Origin of the sequence: Pseudomonas sp. PA-5-4B, assembly GCF_021606215.1 — a bacterium.
In the GTDB taxonomy this organism is placed as follows: Bacteria; Pseudomonadota; Gammaproteobacteria; order Pseudomonadales; family Pseudomonadaceae; genus Aquipseudomonas; species Aquipseudomonas edaphica.
In genome coordinates this window covers 32,883-50,005 of record NZ_WKDB01000007.1, presented here as the reverse complement: position 1 = coordinate 50,005, position 17,123 = coordinate 32,883, and the positions used below count along the sequence as shown (strand labels likewise).

At 61.2% G+C, this 17,123-nt stretch carries 14 protein-coding genes and 1 pseudogene; 5 read left to right on the top strand and 10 right to left on the bottom strand.

Going from position 1 to position 17,123, the window contains the following annotated elements:
• The first annotated feature begins 5 nt into the window (after positions 1-5).
• The 3 genes and pseudogenes from GIW28_RS05615 to GIW28_RS30725 all read left to right on the top strand — a co-directional run bounded on the left by GIW28_RS05615 (position 6) and on the right by GIW28_RS30725 (position 3,938).
• Complete coding sequence (locus GIW28_RS05615; RefSeq protein ID WP_138451941.1) at positions 6-1,832, top strand: CocE/NonD family hydrolase; 1,827 nt, start codon at positions 6-8, stop codon at positions 1,830-1,832.
• A gap of 186 nt (positions 1,833-2,018) precedes the next feature.
• Positions 2,019-3,035: pseudogene (locus GIW28_RS30730) on the top strand (methyl-accepting chemotaxis protein); the annotation flags it as partial.
• Positions 3,036-3,074: 39 nt separating this feature from the next.
• Positions 3,075-3,938 (top strand): methyl-accepting chemotaxis protein, encoded by an 864-nt coding sequence (locus GIW28_RS30725; RefSeq protein WP_371317720.1) that lies wholly within the window; start codon positions 3,075-3,077, stop codon positions 3,936-3,938.
• A 204-nt stretch (positions 3,939-4,142) separates the two neighbouring features.
• On the opposite strand, the gene GIW28_RS05605 is transcribed toward GIW28_RS30725, so the two are convergent.
• The 4 genes from GIW28_RS05605 to GIW28_RS05590 are packed head-to-tail and all read right to left on the bottom strand — an operon-like array spanning position 4,143 to position 8,242.
• Positions 4,143-4,511 carry a glyoxalase superfamily protein gene (locus tag GIW28_RS05605; RefSeq protein ID WP_017137946.1) on the bottom strand — a complete coding sequence of 123 codons (369 nt, stop codon included), beginning with the start codon at positions 4,509-4,511 and terminating at the stop codon, positions 4,143-4,145.
• Positions 4,512-4,540: 29 nt separating this feature from the next.
• Positions 4,541-6,004: an N-acyl-D-amino-acid deacylase family protein gene (locus tag GIW28_RS05600; protein ID WP_099549437.1), complete on the bottom strand. Its 1,464-nt coding sequence runs from the start codon at positions 6,002-6,004 to the stop codon at positions 4,541-4,543.
• Between the two features lies 1 nt (position 6,005).
• Positions 6,006-6,866 (bottom strand): MurR/RpiR family transcriptional regulator, encoded by an 861-nt coding sequence (locus GIW28_RS05595; RefSeq protein WP_017137948.1) that lies wholly within the window; start codon positions 6,864-6,866, stop codon positions 6,006-6,008.
• A 26-nt stretch (positions 6,867-6,892) separates the two neighbouring features.
• Positions 6,893-8,242 carry a GntT/GntP/DsdX family permease gene (locus GIW28_RS05590; protein ID WP_236447462.1) on the bottom strand — a complete coding sequence of 450 codons (1,350 nt, stop codon included), beginning with the start codon at positions 8,240-8,242 and terminating at the stop codon, positions 6,893-6,895.
• 247 nt (positions 8,243-8,489) lie between these two features.
• On the opposite strand from GIW28_RS05590, the gene GIW28_RS05585 reads away from it, so the two are divergent.
• On the top strand, positions 8,490-8,882 hold the full coding sequence (locus GIW28_RS05585) for a lysozyme inhibitor LprI family protein (protein ID WP_236447463.1): 393 nt from the start codon (positions 8,490-8,492) through the stop codon (positions 8,880-8,882).
• Here GIW28_RS05585 and GIW28_RS05580 read toward each other — a convergent pair whose 3' ends face one another.
• The 4 genes from GIW28_RS05580 to GIW28_RS05565 all read right to left on the bottom strand — a co-directional run bounded on the left by GIW28_RS05580 (position 8,883) and on the right by GIW28_RS05565 (position 13,233).
• Positions 8,883-10,328, bottom strand: a complete 1,446-nt coding sequence (locus tag GIW28_RS05580) for a SulP family inorganic anion transporter (RefSeq protein WP_236447464.1) — start codon at positions 10,326-10,328, stop codon at positions 8,883-8,885.
• Between the two features lie 197 nt (positions 10,329-10,525).
• The gene (locus GIW28_RS05575) at positions 10,526-11,419 is read right to left on the bottom strand and encodes an NAD-dependent epimerase/dehydratase family protein (protein WP_099549433.1); all 894 of its coding nucleotides are present in this window, start codon (positions 11,417-11,419) and stop codon (positions 10,526-10,528) included.
• 103 nt (positions 11,420-11,522) lie between these two features.
• The gene (locus GIW28_RS05570; RefSeq protein ID WP_169988453.1) at positions 11,523-12,419 is read right to left on the bottom strand and encodes a LysR family transcriptional regulator; all 897 of its coding nucleotides are present in this window, start codon (positions 12,417-12,419) and stop codon (positions 11,523-11,525) included.
• A 49-nt stretch (positions 12,420-12,468) separates the two neighbouring features.
• On the bottom strand, positions 12,469-13,233 hold the full coding sequence (locus GIW28_RS05565; RefSeq protein WP_017137954.1) for a sulfite exporter TauE/SafE family protein: 765 nt from the start codon (positions 13,231-13,233) through the stop codon (positions 12,469-12,471).
• A gap of 190 nt (positions 13,234-13,423) precedes the next feature.
• Here GIW28_RS05565 and GIW28_RS05560 point away from each other — a divergent pair, with 190 nt between their 5' ends.
• Positions 13,424-14,314, top strand: a complete 891-nt coding sequence (locus tag GIW28_RS05560; RefSeq protein ID WP_099549430.1) for a LysR substrate-binding domain-containing protein — start codon at positions 13,424-13,426, stop codon at positions 14,312-14,314.
• On the opposite strand, the gene GIW28_RS05555 is transcribed toward GIW28_RS05560, so the two are convergent.
• Together GIW28_RS05555 and kynU are read right to left on the bottom strand one after the other, a co-directional pair.
• The gene (locus GIW28_RS05555; protein ID WP_017137956.1) at positions 14,260-15,666 is read right to left on the bottom strand and encodes an amino acid permease; all 1,407 of its coding nucleotides are present in this window, start codon (positions 15,664-15,666) and stop codon (positions 14,260-14,262) included. The two genes, GIW28_RS05560 and GIW28_RS05555, sit on opposite strands and share 55 nt — an antisense overlap.
• 137 nt (positions 15,667-15,803) lie before the next feature.
• Complete coding sequence (gene kynU, locus GIW28_RS05550; RefSeq protein ID WP_236447455.1) at positions 15,804-17,054, bottom strand: kynureninase; 1,251 nt, start codon at positions 17,052-17,054, stop codon at positions 15,804-15,806.
• Between the last annotated feature and the right edge of the window lie 69 nt (positions 17,055-17,123).

Sequence of the window (17,123 nt, the reverse complement as noted above, 5' to 3'; positions counted from 1 at the left end):
TCCCCATGCAAACCCTGCACAACCACATGATCCCGATGCGCGACGGCATCCACCTGGCCACCGATATCTATTTGCCGACAGGCAGCTGCGGCCCTTTCCCGGTGGTCATTGAACGCACGCCCTACGACAAGAGCAAACCCTCTCGCTCGGAAAAACAACTCGACGGCCAGCACATCTCTCGAGAACAGATGGCGGCACGCTTTACCGACCAAGGCTTTGTCGCAATCTTTCAGGACTGCCGGGGCCGCTATGCCTCTGAAGGCGTGTTTACCAAATACACCGCTGAGGGCGAGGACGGTTTCGACACGCTTGCCTGGATCGTCCGCCAGCCGTGGTGCAACGGCAAGATCGGCAGCATGGGCCTGTCTTACGCCGCGCATACCCAACTGGCGATGGCCTGTCTGCACCCACCGGGCTTGAGCAGCATGGTGCTCGACAGCGGCGGCTTCGCCAACGCCTATCAGTGCGGGATTCGCCAGGGTGGCGCGTTCGAACTCAAGCAGGCCACCTGGGCCTTTCGCCAGGCCAAGGAAAGCCCAGCAGCCTTGGCCGATCCACAGGTTCGCCAAGCACTGGAGCAGGAAGATATCCATCATTGGTTTACGCGGATGCCCTGGCAACCCGGCCAGTCACCTTTGCGCCATGTGCCGGAATACGAGGCCTACGTGCTGGAGCAGTGGGCCAAGGGCACATTCAGTGAGTATTGGCGCACGTCCGGCATCTATGCCGAGGGCTACTATCGGCAACTGCCCGACATTCCAGTGTTGTTCATGTCCAGTTGGTATGACGCCTATGTCAGCTCCACCCTGGCCAACTACAGCGCCTTCAGGCAAAACACCTCGGCCCACCAGCGGCTGGTGATGGGGCCATGGCTGCACGGTGACCGCAATATCAGCCACAGCGGCGACGTCGAGTTCGGGCCGCAGGCAGCATTCGATGGCCAGGTCGATCAGAACTGGCTGAGCTGTCGCCTGGCGTGGTTCGAACAATCGCTCAAACCCTCGCCTCACGCGCCCAAGGCCAGCGTGCAGGTATTTCTGATGGGGGGCGGCAGCGGCCAACGTGACCCTGACGGCCGACTGCAACACGGCGGACGCTGGTTGCAATCGACGCAATGGCCGCTGCCAGGCAGCCGGGTGCAGACGCTCTACTTGACGGCTCAAGGGCAACTGAGCGGCACTGCACCAGACGCAACCGACGCGTGCTTGAGCTACCTCGCCGACCCGGCCTGTCCGGTCCCGACCCTCGGCGGTGCGCTGACCTCCGGCGCCCCCATCTTCGTGGGCGGCGCTTTCGACCAACGTGAGCGTGCCGACTTCTTCGGCACCCGTGGCGACAACCGCCCTCTGAGCGAGCGCAAAGATGTGCTGAGCTTCCTTACCGAGCCGCTCATTGAAGACTTGATTGTCGCAGGTGATGTACAGATCGAGTTATGGATAGACAGCGATGCACCCGACACCGACTTCACCGCCAAGCTGATCGACCTGTACCCGCCCAGTGCCGACTACCCCGATGGTTTTGCGATGAACATCACCGACGGCATCCGCCGTTGTCGCTATCGAGACTCCTGGGAGCAGCCGACGGCACTGACACCGGGTAAACGGGTAAAGGTCACGATCGAGCCCTTCGCCACCTGCAACCTGTTCAAGCGCGGCCATCGACTTCGCCTGGATATCGCCAGCAGCAACTTCCCCAGGTTTGACGTGAACCCCAACAGTGGTGAGCCTTCTGGCCAGGCCCACCATTCAAGGGTGGCACGCAACACTGTGCACCTGAGCGCGGGTGCCGCGTCTTGCCTCAGACTCACCGTGGTGCCCGCTACCGCACTATAAGCCAGCTGGGAGCCTGCTGAGAGCCTGCGGGGCCGCCGTTGCTGCCAGGCAACAGCGACCCTTCGTCGCACCCGTAAGAAATGTATTTCAGAATCATCGCCTGCCGCCGATACCCCCGTACAAACTTTGGCTGGCTCAAACAACAACACCGTCCAGCAGACACACATCATTCTTGCGGAGCATTCGATGAATAGCTGGTTCGGCAACATCAGCGTCAACCTCAAACTCGGCCTGGGCTTTGGCCTGGTGCTGGTCCTCACCTCGATCCTGGCCCTGACTGGCTGGACCAGCCTGGGCGGCTTGATTGACCGTAGCAACTGGATGAGCGACATCACCCAGCTCAACGCGTCCCTGACCAAGCTGCGCATCGTGCGCCTGCAATACATGCTCGCCAATGGCGACGAAGCCGTGGCACAGAACGTCCAGACCAGCCTCGACGCCTTCGCCGCCCAGCAACAGAAACTGCTGGACAGCTTCAAGAGCCCGGAAAACCGCAAGCTGCTCACCGAGCAGAAAGCCGTCATCACGGCTTACCAGCAGTCGCTGAACAAAATGCGTGAGGCCTACCGTAACGGCAATGCCGCGCGCCAAGTGATGGGCGACAAGGCCGATATCGCCAACGGGCAGATCGACGCACTGGAGACCGGCGTGCAGCAAGCGCCCGACAGCCCGGAACGCTTCACCCAGTACCAGGCCGTGACGCACGCCAAGGAAGAGTTCCACCTGGCGCGCTATGAAGTACGCGGCTACACCAACTCCCCCAGCGCAGAAACCGAAGCCCGCGCCGCTGCACAAATCGAAAAAGCCATCGCCGGTTTGAAAAGCCTCAGCGCCGCGTTTGGCACCAGCCAACAAAGCGCACTGACGTCGCTGGAAACCGCACTCGGTGCCTATCGCAGCGCCGTACAGAGCTACAAGGCCGCCAACGCCAACATCGTCAGCGCCCGTGCCGAAATGACCACCCAGGGCGCCGACATCGTCACCATCAGCGACAAGCTTTACGACATCCAGCTCGATCGCCGCGACGCCGAAAGCACCCAGGCCCGCAGCCTGCAATTGATCAGCACCTTGCTGGCGTTGTTGGTCGGCATCATCGCGGCGCTGGTCATTACCCGCCAGATCACTCGCCCGATCCAGGACACCCTGGCCGTGGTGGAACGCATCGCTTCCGGTGACCTGAGCCACAACATCCAGGTGACCCGCCGCGATGAACTCGGCGTATTGCAGCAAGGTATCCAGCGCATGGGCACCACCCTGCGCGAGCTGATCAGCGGCATTCGTGACGGCGTAACCCAGATCGCCAGCGCCGCCGAAGAACTCTCGGCCGTGACCGAGCAGACCAGTGCCGGCGTGAACAGCCAGAAAATCGAAACCGATCAAGTCGCCACCGCGATGCATGAGATGACCGCCACCGTGCAGGAAGTCGCGCGCAACGCCGAGCAAGCGTCGCTGGCCGCCGCCGATGCCGATGGCCAAGCCCGCGCCGGCGACAAAGTGGTGGCCGAGGCCATCGCCCAGATCGAGCGCCTGGCCGCCGAAGTGGCGCGCTCTACTGACGCAATGACGCACCTGCAACAAGAGAGCAACAAGATCGGCAGCGTGATGGACGTGATCAAGGCCGTGGCCGAGCAGACCAACCTGTTGGCGCTCAACGCGGCGATTGAAGCGGCGCGTGCCGGTGAAGCCGGTCGTGGTTTTGCCGTGGTGGCTGACGAAGTGCGGGGCCTGGCCCAGCGCACACAAAAATCCACCGAAGAAATCGAAGGCCTGGTCGCCGGTTTGCAGAACGGCACCCAGCAAGTGGCCACGGTGATGAATAACAGCCGCAGCCTTACCGACAGCAGCGTCGAGCTGACGCGCAAGGCCGGTGTGTCGCTGGAGAACATCACGCGTACCGTGTCGAATATCCAGTCGATGAACCAGCAGATTGCAGCGGCCGCCGAGCAGCAGAGCGCCGTGGCTGAAGAGATCAGCCGCAGCATTGTGAACGTGCGCGATGTGTCGGAGCAAACGGCTACTGCGAGCGATGAGACGGCTAAATCGAGCGTGGAACTGGCGCGTTTGGGCAGCCAGTTGCAGCAGATGGTCAGTCATTTCCGGGTGTAAAAACCCAACGCTGACTACGCACAAACTCTGTGGCGAGGGAGCTTGCTCCCGCTGGGTCGCGCAGCGGCCCCTACTGAAGTTGATCGATATTTTAAGTTGGGAGCGCAGTGAATGCCTTGGGGCTGCTGCGCAGCCCAACGGGAGCAAGCTCCCTCGCCACAGGCAAACTTGGACATACTCGGCTTGCCTTGAGTCCCTTGGCTCTCAGCCCTCGCCTTCCTCAACAAACACCAGTCGATTCCCAAACGGGTCCTTGATGCTCATCTCCCGCGAGCCCCAAGGCGTTTCTTCAACCCCAGGCTTGGCATACCGGTAGTCCTTGGCCAGCAACTGCTGCTGGTAGCCGTCCACGCCTTGCGCCTGAATCCGCACCGCCGAGCCCGGCGAAGCATCGCCATGGTGCTCGGACAAATGCAGCACGCACTCGCCCAGCGACACTTGCAGATACAACGGGAAATTCGCCTCGAAACGGTGCTGCCAGTCAACCTTGAACCCCAGGAAGTCGACGTAGAACTCCAACGCCTTGGCCTCGTCGAAGATCCGCAAAATCGGGGTGACTTTTCCTAAGTGCATGGCAACTGCTCCGTGTATGAATGCGCCCACTATAGGGACGAAAACCCGCCACGCAAATCCCCATTGCGCGCGAGGAACAGCCCCGGCCGTTGCCCATTGGCCTGCCCATCGCTATAGCTCAGCACGCCATTGACCCACACGCCATCAATCCCCTCGGCAGCGCGTTGCGGTTCTTTGAAATCCGCCACATCACGCACGCGCAACGGGTCGAACAACACCAGGTCGGCCCAGTGCCCTTCACGAATTTCTCCACGCTCGGCCAGCCCAAAACGCGCCGCCGACAACCCGGTCATCTTGTGCACCGCCGTGTGCAGTGGAAACAACCCCACATCCCGGCTGAAGTGCCCCAGCACCCGTGGAAATGCGCCCCACAAACGTGGATGGGGAAACGGGTCTTCCGGCAAACCATCCGAACCCACCATCGACAACGGATGCGCAAGAATACGCCGTACATCCGCCTCATCCATCCCGTAGTACACGGCCCCTGCCGGTTGCAGGCGACGTGCCGCATCCATCAGCGAAACCTCCCACTGCGCCGCGATGTCCTGCAAGTCGCGCCCGCCGACCTCCGGGTGCGGTGTTGACCAGGTAATAGTGATACGAAACGCGTCGGTGACCTGCTTCAAATCCAGCGTCGACGAGCTGGCGGCATAGGGATAGCAATCACACCCGACCGGATGGGTTTGCGCTGCCAATTCCAACGATGCCAACAGTTGCGGACTGCGCCCCCAATTGCCCGCACCGGCGCACTTGAGGTGGGAAATGATCACCGGTGCCTGCGCATGTCGGCCAATCACAAACGCCTCGTCCATCGCCTCCAGTACCGGTTCGAATTCGCTGCGCAAATGCGTGGTGTACACCGCACCAAACGCCGTGAGTTCTTCACTGAGCTGCAGCACTTCATCGGTCTCGGCATTGAACGCGCTGGCGTAGGCCAGGCCTGTGGATAAACCGAGGGCACCCGCCTGCAGACTCTCCTGCAACTGCACACGCATGGCGGCAATTTCACTGGGCGTGGCGGTGCGGTGCAGGTCGTCCATATGGTTGCTGCGCAAGGCGGTGTGGCCGATCAAAGCGGCAACGTTGACTGCCGGATGAGCACTTTCCACGGCAGCACGATAGTCGGCAAAACGTGGATAAGCGAATGCCTCACGCGCCCCCAGCAGGTTCATCGGGTCCGGTGGGTCGCTACGTAAACTCACCGGCGATGCGCTGATGCCGCAGTTGCCGACAATCACTGTGGTCACGCCCTGGCTGAGCTTGGGCAGCATCTGCGGGTGGCGGATCACCACCGTGTCATCGTGGGTGTGCACGTCGATAAAACCCGGCGCCAACACGCGGCCACTGGCGTCGACTTCATGCTCGCCGGTTGCGCTCGACAAGTCGCCGATCGTCTCGATGCGCCCGGCGCGCAGCCCCACATCGGCGACATAGCCCGGCGTGTTGCTGCCATCAATGATCAGCGCCTGGCGGATCAACGTGTCGTACTTCATATCAGTCTCCAAGCGGCAGGCTGTCGGGGCCGCCGCGATAATCGTCGAGGGCCAGCTTGATCCGGCGCAGGCGTTCCTGGTTGTCGTCCGGCAGGGCCAGCGCCAGTTCGGTGGCGAGCAGGTCGATGGCCAACAGCATGCCGTAGCGCGCCGCGGTGGGCTTGTAGATAAAACTGGTTTCGGCCGGTTGCAGCGGCAGTAATACATCCGCCAATTCGGCCAGGGGTGAGTCGGCCAGGGTGATGGCGATGATGGGGGCATCGTAGCTACGCGCAAGCTTCACGACGTCCAACAGTTCTGGCGTCAGCCCGGTGAGCGAGCACACGATCAGCGCCTGCTCCGGGCCTAAAGTGGCCGCCGTGACCCGCATCATCACCGGGTCATGGCTGGCGGCAATCGGGTAGCCCAGGCGTACCAGGCGCACCTGCAATTCGTCACTGCACAGGCTCGATGGGCCGCCCATGCCAAACGCGTGAATCATCCGCGCCTTGCCCAACAGGCTGACCGCATCAACAAAACTGGCCTGGTTAAACCCCGACAGGTGCTGACGCAACGTCGCTTCGATATCCCCCAGAATCTGCCGGTGAAAGGCCGACTGCTCCGGCAACCCGGCCGGGTCCAGAAAACGACTGCCCACGCCACTGGCCTGGGCCAATTGCAGGCGCAAATCACGTAAATCGCGGCAACCGACACTGCGAGCAAAACGCGACAAAGTTGCCGTGCTGACCTCGGCCCGTTGCGACAACGCTTCCAGGCTGGCCGACGCGGCAAAGCCCACATCATCGAGCATCAGCTTGGCGATACGGCCCTCGCCGGCGCTGAACGAATCCTGGCGGGCGCGGATCTGGTAGAGGATGTCCATGGCGGCTCCGGCTTACAAAATGAGGCTTATAAAACAAGAGAAAGGCCGTAAGTCAGACCAAACGCGACCACCGAAATCAAAGTCTCCAACACGGTCCAGGTCTTGAAGGTCTGGATCACCGTCATATTGAAGTATTCCTTGATCAGCCAGAAGCCGCCGTCGTTGACGTGGGAAAAGATCACCGACCCAGCACCAGTGGCCAGCACCAACAATTCAGGGTGTGGATAACCCAGGCCCATGGCGACGGGCGCGACCACACCGGAGGCCGTGGTCATGGCCACGGTGGCCGAGCCGGTAGCGATGCGCATCAATGCGGCAAACAACCAGCCCATCACCAGCGGCGACAGGTGGAAGGCATGCGCCAGACCAAGAATCTCATTGGTCACGCCCGCGTCCACCAGGATGCGGTTCAAACCGCCGCCTGCGCCCACCAGCAAGGTGATGCTGGCGGTCGGCGCCAGGCATTCATTGGTGAACTTGAGGATCGATTCGCGGTTGAAGCCCAGGGCCAGGCCCAAGGTCCAGAAGCTCACCAGCGTGGCGACCAGCAGCGCAATCACCGAGTTGCCGATAAACAGCAGGAACTGGTTGAAACCAGTGCCCGGAGTGGAAATCACGTTGGCCCAACCGCCGATCATCATCAGCACCACCGGAAGCAAGATGGTGCCCATGGTCAGGGCGAAACTTGGCAAACGTGTACGCGGCTCGCGCTCGATAAACTGGCGTTCCAACGGGTTTTCCGCCGGCAAGTGGATGCGCGGCACGATGAACTTGGCGTACACGGGGCCGGCGATGATCGCTGTGGGAATGCCGATCAGAATCGCGTACAGCACGGTCTGCCCCACCGACGCGTTATAGGCCAGCACCGCCATCATCGCCGCCGGGTGTGGCGGCACCAGCGCGTGTACCACCGACAGACCGGCCACCATTGGCAAGCCGACCATCAGGATCGACACGCCCACACGCCGCGCCACGGTAAAGGCGATCGGCACCAGCAACACAAAACCGACCTCGAAAAACAGCGGCAGCCCCACCAGGAACGCAATACACACCATCGCCCAATGCGCGTTGCGCTCGCCGAAACGGTTGATCAGCGTGCGCGCCACCTGCTCGGCACCGCCGGATTCGGCCATCATCTTGCCAAGCATGGTGCCCAACGCCACCACCAGGGCGATATGCCCAAGGGTCTTGCCGACGCCCGCCTCGTACGAGCCCATGATCGTGTCGGCCGGCATGCCGGCCATCAAGGCCAGGCCGATAGACACCAACGTGATGACGATAAACGGGTTGAGTCGGTAGCGTGCAATCAGCACGATCAATGCAATGATGGCGATGGCAGCGTATGCCAACAGCCCAAAGCCCAGTGGTGCGGCCATGCGGTACTCCTTGGAAAGGGTCACGTCGAATTGGTTGTGAAACTCATAAATCATTACCGGGTGTAATTTTCAATTTTTATGAAAGTAATTTTCGCCCACCGATAAGCGCTGTCGCTTTGGGACATGCCCAACGCCAGCCCATGAAAATTCGGGGGGTGTTCTTACATGAAGTTTTTTGCGTGCGGAAACTCAGCTACCAGGGCCGAGTCTCAGATGACAGGCTTATCCACAACCAGGAAAACCAAGAATGAAGCGCAAGACCCTGCTTGTTCCTTTCGCCGCCAGCGCACTGCTGCTGGCCTTTTGCGGCAGCGCTTGGGCCGATGACAGCCTGGCGTTGAAAAAATGCCTGGATGGCGCCAACACCACGGCGGACATGGTCAGCTGCAACGCCACCGAAGCCAAGATCCAGGACGCGCGCCTGAACAAGGCCTACAAAGACGTCCTTGCGCTTCAGGAAGGCAAACAGAAGCAGCAACTGCAGGACGTACAGCGCCTGTGGATCAAGTACCGAGACGCCAACTGCGGCTTCATCGGCTCAGCGACTGGTGGCACCATCGATCAGGTCAATGGCATCGGCTGCATGCTGGACATGACCCGCACCCGCGCCCAGGAACTGGAAAATATGCTGCCGCTGTAATCAGTCGTGATGCACGCGGGCGCGCTTGAGCAGCTTCTTGCAGCGCTCCGACAAATGCAGCACGCGCAATTGCTTGCCGGCCTTGGTGTAGCGCTCGCGCAAAGTCATCAGCGCTGCAGTCGCTGAATAGTCGACAAAGCTCAGGTGACGACAATCAAGCGTCACCTGGGCCGGGTCGTTGGCCGGGTCGAACTGGTTCAAAAATGGCGTGGTCGAGGCAAAGAACAGCGTGCCGTGCAGGCGATACAGCTTGCTGCCGTCAGCTTCCAGATGCTCATCGGCATACAACTCACGGGCCTGTTGCCAGGCGAAGTTCAGCGCCGCAATCACGATACCGCAGAGCACGGCGGTTGCCAGGTCGGTGAACACGGTAATCACCGTTACCGCAATAATCACCAACACGTCGTTGACCGGCACCTTGTTGATCACCCGCAGCGACGCCCAGGCAAAGGTCTGCTGGGACACCACGAACATCACGCCGACCAAAGCCGCAAGCGGAATACGCTCAATCAGCGGCGACAAAAACAGAATAAACAACAGGATCATCACCCCGGCGAACACCCCGGAGAAACGCCCGCGCCCGCCAGAGCTTAAGTTGATCACGGTTTGCCCGATCATCGCGCAACCGCCCATGCCGCCAAACAGGCCCGAGACCATATTCGCCGCGCCCAGGGCCACGCTTTCGCGGTCGGGGTAGCCACGGGTTTCGGTGATTTCGTCGGTGAGGTTCAGGGTCAGCAGGGTTTCCAGCAGGCCGACCATCGCCATCAGGAACGCGTAAGGCGCAATGATGCCGAGGGTTTCCAGGGTCCACGGGATTTGCGGCAACGCGAAGGTTGGCAGTCCGCCGGCGATGTGGGCCATGTCGCCCAACGTGCGGGTTGGCAGGCCAAGCAGGTAAACAGCCAGGCCGACGCCCAAAATCGCCACCAGCGCGGGCGGCACGGCGCGGGTCAGGCGTGGCAGCAGGTAAACAATCGCCATGGTCGCCGCCACCAGCCCGCTCATCACATACAACGGCGTGCCGCTTAGCCAGGTTTCACCGCTTTTGAAATGCTCCAGCTGTGCCAGCGCAATGATAATCGCCAGGCCGTTGACGAACCCGAGCATCACCGAATGCGGCACCATGCGCACCAGTTTGCCCAGCCGTAACAGGCCAAACGCGACCATGATCAGACCGCCCAGCAGCACCGTCGCGAGCAAATACTCCACGCCGTGTTGCACCACCAGCGCCACGATCACCACCGCCATCGAACCCGCCGCGCCCGAGACCATGCCCGGCCGGCCGCCGAACAAGGCCGTGAGCGTGCAGATGATAAAGGCGCCGTAGAGGCCCATCAGCGGGTTGAGGTGAGCCACCAGGGCAAAGGCGATGCATTCGGGCAGCAGTGCGAAAGACGTGGTGAGGCCGGCCAGGGCATCGGCGCGCAGACGGGTGAGGTTCATGAGGTACCAGGGAGTAGCGAGGGATATGGCGGGGGATGGTACGGAATTGCGGTCGGTGGGGCCAGTAATGTGTAACAACACATGAACCGAGTCGCCTTCATCGCAGGCAAGCCAGCTCCCACATTTTGAATTGCGAATACATTCAAGTGTGGGAGCTGGCTTGCCTGCGATGGCAACGCCGCGGTACTAAGCGGACATCACACCATCTCGTTGCGAATCCACTCCACCACCGACGTGCGCGTCGGCGCCCAGCCCAGCAACTCACGCGCATGTTTGCCACGCACCCGGCTGTTGGAACCCAGGCCATAGTTGGCCATTTCATAGCCCCACTCAGCCTCAGCCTCAGCCAATGGCCAATCCTGCGGCTCGCCCAGGTTCAGCGCTTGGGCAATCGCGGTGGTCATGTCGACAAACGCCGCTTCGCTGCTTTCCACAAAGTAGAACGTGCCCGGAACGTTCTTGGTCAAGGCCAGCAGATACAGGGCCACCACGTCTTCAATGTGTACGTTGGACCAAATGTTCTGGCCAGTGCCCACATGGCGCACCACGCCGCTCTTACGCGCCTGTTTGAGCAGTCGTGGCAATTGCACGCTGTCACGCTTCACGCCCAGGCTGTGGCCGTAGATCAGGGTGTTGCAGATCACCGCCGAGTTCACGCCCTCTTTGGCCGCCGCCAGGATCAGGTTGTCGATGGCCACGCGCGCGGCCTTGTCGACGGTCGGCTCCGGCAGGTTGTCTTCAACGTAGATGACATCGCTGGATTTACCGCCCGAAGCATCACCGACAATGCTCGAACCGCTGGTGTGCAGGAACGGCTTGTTTGAACCTTTCAAGGCGGCCAGCAAGGTTTCGACGGCAGCGCGATGGTCGCTGCTGGCGGCATTGATCACCGCATCAGCTTTAGAAGCCTGTGCGCTCAACACGGCGGCGTCATCCAGCGTGCCGATCACGGGCGTGATGCCCAGGGCGGTCATTTCAGCCGCTTGCTCGGCGCTGCGCACCAGGCCGGTGACCGTGTGGCCGGCCTTGACCAGGCCGGTGGCGATGGAGCCGCCGATAAACCCTGCTGCGCCGGTGACGAATACGTTCATGGAGGTTGCTCCTGACTGGGTAAGTGATAGGCCCAGTATCAAGGACTCATTCCTGCCGAATAAGCCCATGCTGCCCAATTCAATCTTGCGCACAGGTCACGAATCAGCAGGCATACCGCGCAAGCTTGGTTTGAATGAAGTCCAGGAAGCACTGGATGCGCAGCGCCAACTGCGAGTTACGGTAGAACACCGCGTGGATCGGCTGGCGATAGCCGCTGTTGAAGGCTTCCAGCACCGGCACCAGGCGCCCGGCATCGATGTCGGCGTTGGTCATGAAGTTCGACAGGCAGCAAATGCCCTGGCCTTCCAGCGCCAGCTGGCGCACGGTTTCGCCGCTGGAGGCGGCAATGCTTGGCTGGATCAGCCAGCGGTCGCCTTCCACGTGGCGCAACGGCCAGTGGTTGAGGGTTTCGGTCTGGGTGAAGCCCAGCAGCGTATGGTCGGCCAACTCGGCCACCGTCTTCGGCGTGCCGAACTGCTTGAGGTAGTCGGGGCTGGCGAGGATATGCAGCGGCGTGCAACCCAACGAGCGCGCATGCAGGGTCGAGTCGGCCAGGGCACCGATGCGGATAGCAATGTCGGTGCTTTGCTCCAGCAGGTCGATGATCAGGTCGTCACTGTTCAGCTCCAGCTGGATATCCGGGTAGAGGCTGCGAAACTCGGCAATGTAGGGCACGATCCCATGCAGCATGAACGGCACGGCCGCATTGATGCGCAGGCGCCCGGCGGGGTTCTTCTGGCGCGACGACAGGCGCTCTTCCAGCTCGTCCATCTGCGCCAGGATCAGCTTGGCCTGTTCGAAAAAGTACTTGCCCTCCTCGGTCAGGTCCATGCGCCGCGTGGTGCGGTTGATCAGCGTGGTGTCGAGCTTGGCTTCCAGGCGCGACAAGGTGCGGCTGACCGCCGACGGCGTCTGCCCGACCTGCTCCGCGGCTGCCGAAATCGAGCCGCACTCAATCACGCTGACGAAGATCTGTAGCTCATCGGATCGGGCTTTCACGGGGTGTCCTCTCAATCGGTTCGCGACAGCTTACACCGTGAACAGCCACTCAGCCGCTGATCAGTAGATGGCCCCCCAACAGCGCCATGCCGACGAAAAACACCCGTTTGAACAGCACCGCGCTGATGCGCTGGCGCAACACCTGGCCCAGCCACATCCCCAACAACGCGGGTATCAGCGCCAACAGCGAGGCGCTGACTTCGCCACCGCCCAGGGTGCCACGCCAGGTCAGCGCTGCGGCCAACGCCAACGTGGAAGCGGTGAACGCCAGCCCCAGCGCCTGCACCAATTGATCGCGGTTCAAACCCAGGGCTTGCAGATAGGGCACGGCCGGAATCACGAACACGCCCGTCGCCGAAGTGATAAGGCCGGTGACCAGACCGCACAACGGGCCAAGCCAGCGCTCGGTTTTAGGTTTCACCTTGAAGGTCGGCAAAAACAAGCCACTTAACGCATACACCAGCAAGGCGCCACCCAGCGCGCGAACCACCCAATGCCCGCCGTCCGTGCCCAGCCACAACGTGCCAAGCCCGGTGCCGAGAAAAATCAGCAGCAGCATTGGCCACAGGCGCTTGAGCAAGGCGCTCAAGTGGCCACCGAACGCCAGTTGCCAGAGGTTGGTGACTGTGGATGGAATGATCAGCAAGGCCGCAGCCTGCGCCGGGAGCATAGCCAGGCCGAGCATACCCATGGCGACGGTGGGCAGGCCCAGGCCGATCACGCCCTTGACGGTGCCGGCCAGCAGGAAGGTGCCGATCACCAGCAGGGTCAAGGCCGGGCCGAGGTTTTGGTAGAACGCGAGGAAGGTAGTCATGGGGCGATTTTGCAGGATTTCGTTGAGGTCGAAAATTCGCCATATACTGAGGTAGCCTCTTGTTTTGCATGAGGCTTAAATAGCTATCGCAGGCAAGCCAGCTCCCACATTGGACTGTGTTCACAAAGCAAAAGGTGGGAGCTGGCTTGCCTGCGACAAGGCCAGTGAAGTCACTCGAGAAACCTCAGCCATGCACTTTGACCTGATCGACCTGCGCCTCTACCTGCACACCCTCGACACCGGCAACATCACTGCCGGCGCCGCCCGAAGCCATTTGTCCCTGGCCGCCGCCAGCGCGCGTATCCGTGCGATGGAAGCGTCATTGGGCATCGAGTTTCTTGAACGTGGCCGCCGTGGCGTCACCCCAACACCCGCCGGCAAAGCCCTGGCCCGCCACGCCCGCCTGCTGTTGCAACAGGCCGAGCACCTGCAACAGGACCTGGCCGAATACGCCCAGGGCATCAAAGGCCAGGTGCGCCTGCTGTGCAACACCACCGCCCTGAGCGAATACCTGCCGGAACTGCTGGCGGATTTTTTGCGCCAACATCCCAACCTCGATATCGACTTGCAGGAGTTGCCCAGCCTGCGCATTACCCAAGCCTTGCGCCAGGGCACAGCAGACCTGGGGATTATCTCCGATGCGGTGGACACCCACGGCTTGCAGACCCTGCCGTTTCGCGATGACCCACTGGTGCTGATCATGCCCCTCGATCATCCGTTGGCGACGGCGAATTTCATCGACAGCCTGCAATACGATTATGTAGGCCTGACCGCCAGCAGCGCGCTTTCGGTATACCTGGAAGAACAGGCCTTGCACGCAGGCTTTCGCCTGCAAACACGCATTCGCGCCGAGGGTTTTGATGGGTTGATCCGCATGGTCGCCGGCGGCGCCGGCCTGGGCATCGTGCCCCAGGCCGCATTGGAACGTTGGCCGACAGAAAAGCGCATTAAAGCCCAGCCATTAAGCGAAGACTGGGCCTGTCGCAAACTACTGTTATGCGCCCGCTCCTTCGAGCAATTGCCCGGTTACGCCAAAGCCTTGTTCGACGCCCTGGCCCTGCCCTTGCGGAAAAACCCGTAATACACCGCCGACAGGATCATCAGGAATGGCACGCCAAACACCAGCGTCATCTTGAAGGCCTCGGTGAAGTACGTGGTGATCATCACCGCCCCCATCAGCACCAGGCCCAGCAGTGTGCTGTAGGGAAACAGGCGCAGCTGGAACGACAGCTTCGGCCCGCCATGACGCTTGCGATAACGGCGAAAAAACAGGTGCGTGAGGAAGATCATGAACCAGGTGAAGATCGCGCCAAACATCGAAATCGCCATCATCAAGGTGAACGAGCTTTCCGGGTACACCACGTTCAACAAGGTCGCCAGGGCAATGCCGGAGCTGGACAGCAGCAACGCGTTCAGCGGAATGCCGCTCTTGCTCAAGGCGCCCATGGACTTGGGCGCAAAACCTGCACGCGACAGGCTGAACATCATGCGTGTGGTGATATAGAGCTGGCTGTTCATCGCCGACAACGCGGCGATCAGGATCACGAAATTCATCACCCCGGTGGCACCGGGAATACCAATGGTCTGCATTACCGTAACAAACGGGCTCTGGGTCTGGCCGGCCTGGTTCCACGGCACGATGGCGAGCATCAATGCCAGGGTCAGCAGGTAGAACACCACCAACCGCACGATGGTGGCGCGAAAGGCCTTCTTCACCGCCTGCTCCGGGTCGGCGGCTTCACCGGCGGCCACGGCGATCATTTCTACGCTCAGATAGCTGAAGATCGACACGATCACTGCGATCCACATGCCGCTCAGCCCATGGGGGAAAAACCCGTCGTGGGCCGTGTAGTTCTGCACGCCATAATCAGGATTACCGGAGCCGAACACCACGTACACCGCGAGGATGATGAAGCCGACGATTGCGGTGATCTTGATGGTCGAGAACCAGTATTCGAAGTTGCCGAAGGTCTTTACGCTGATGGCATTGAGCAGGATCAGCACACTGGAAAACGACACGATCCACACCCACTCCGGCACGTTGGCGAACCAGTACTTCATGTACATCGCCACCGCCGTGACCTCGGCGCCCACTGCCAGCACAATCGCCGCCCAGTAGGCATAACGCACCAGAAAGCCGGCCAGCGGGCTGATGTAGAACTCGGCGTAGGCACCGAACGAGCCCGAGGTGGAGTGCGCCACGGTCATCTCCGCCAGGCAGCCCATCAACAGCAAGGTGATCAACGCACCGATGGCGTAACTCACCAGCACACTCGGCCCGGCATAACCGATGGCGTAGGCGCTGCCCATGAACAGCCCCGTGCCGATGGCGCCACCGATGGCGATCATGCTCATCTGGCCGGAAGTGAGCTGGCGCCTCAGGCCCAGTTCGCGATGGGTGATCTCTGCAAAGCCGTTGTCTGGCGTGGTCACGTGGTGTGCCCCTTTATTATTGTGATTGTTATGGCTGGCGCTGAACCTTGTGGGAGCTGGCTTGCCTGCGATGGCGGTGGTGCATTCACTATTGCTATCGCAGGCAAGCCAGCTCCCACAGTTGATAGGTGTTGTCCTTAAGTGACGCTGTTGCGCACTTTGAATTGCGGCTGGTCCCAAGTGGAGTTATCGAGGATTTCGCCCAGAATCTCTACAGCATCAAATACCTCGGTAAAGCTTGTGTACAACGGCGTAAACCCAAAGCGCATGATGCGCGGCTCGCGGTAATCGCCGATCACGCCACGGGCGATCAAGGCCTGGATCACCGCATAACCTTCAGGGTGTTCGAAACTCACGTGGCTTCCGCGCCGGGCATGCTCACGCGGCGTAATCAGCTCCAGGCCGTGGGCGGCGCAACGGGCTTCGACCAGCGCGATAAACAGGTCGGTCAAGGCCAGGGATTTGCTGCGCAGGCTGGCCATGTCGGTCTGGGCAAAAATCTCCAGGCCGCATTCGACCATTGCCAACGACGTGATCGGTTGTGTGCCGCACAGGTAGCGCGCGATACCGACGCTTGGCGCGTAGTGAGCTTCCATGGCGAACTGGCGCGTGTGGCCAAACCAACCCGATAGCGGCTGGCGCACCACATCCACCAACGCTGGGTTGACCCACACAAACGCCTGCGAGCCCGGCCCGCCATTCAGGTATTTGTAGGTGCAGCCAATCGCATAATCGGCACCGGCCTTGTTCAGGTCGATGGGCACCGCGCCCGCCGAATGCGCCAAGTCCCAGATGCTCAGCGCGCCACATTCGTGGCTCAAGGCGGTGAGCGCCTGCATGTCGTACATGTAGCCGGTCTTGTAATTGACGTGGGTAAGCATCACCACCGCCACGTCCTGGTCGATGGCTTGGGGCAGCTCGTCCGGGCTGTTGACCAACCGCAGGGAATAGCCCTGTTGCAACAACTCGGTCAGGCCTTCGGCGATGTACAAATCGGTGGGAAAGTTACTCGCCTCGCTGACAATCACCTTGCGCGCAGGCTCGCGTTGGCGCTGCACGCTCAAGGCAGCGCTGAGCACCTTGAACAGGTTGATCGAGGTGGTATCGGTAATCACCACTTCACCGTCACGCGCGCCGATCAGCGGCGCCAGGCGGTTGCCCAGGCGTTGGGACAAATCCGCCCAACCGGCGCTGTTCCAGCTGCGAATCAAGCCATCGCCCCACTCCTCGGCAATCACCTGCTGGGCGCGCGCCATCGCCGCCACCGGGCGGGCGCCCAGAGAGTTGCCATCGAGGTAGATCACGCCCGCAGGCAAGGCAAACTGCTGACGCAGTGGCGCCAGCGGGTCCTGGGCATCGAGGGCTTGGCAGTGGCTTCGGGTGGTCATGGGTTGTCCTGATTTTTTATAAGTAAAGATGGACCAAATAATGAACGAAGTTTTAGAGAATTTTCGTGC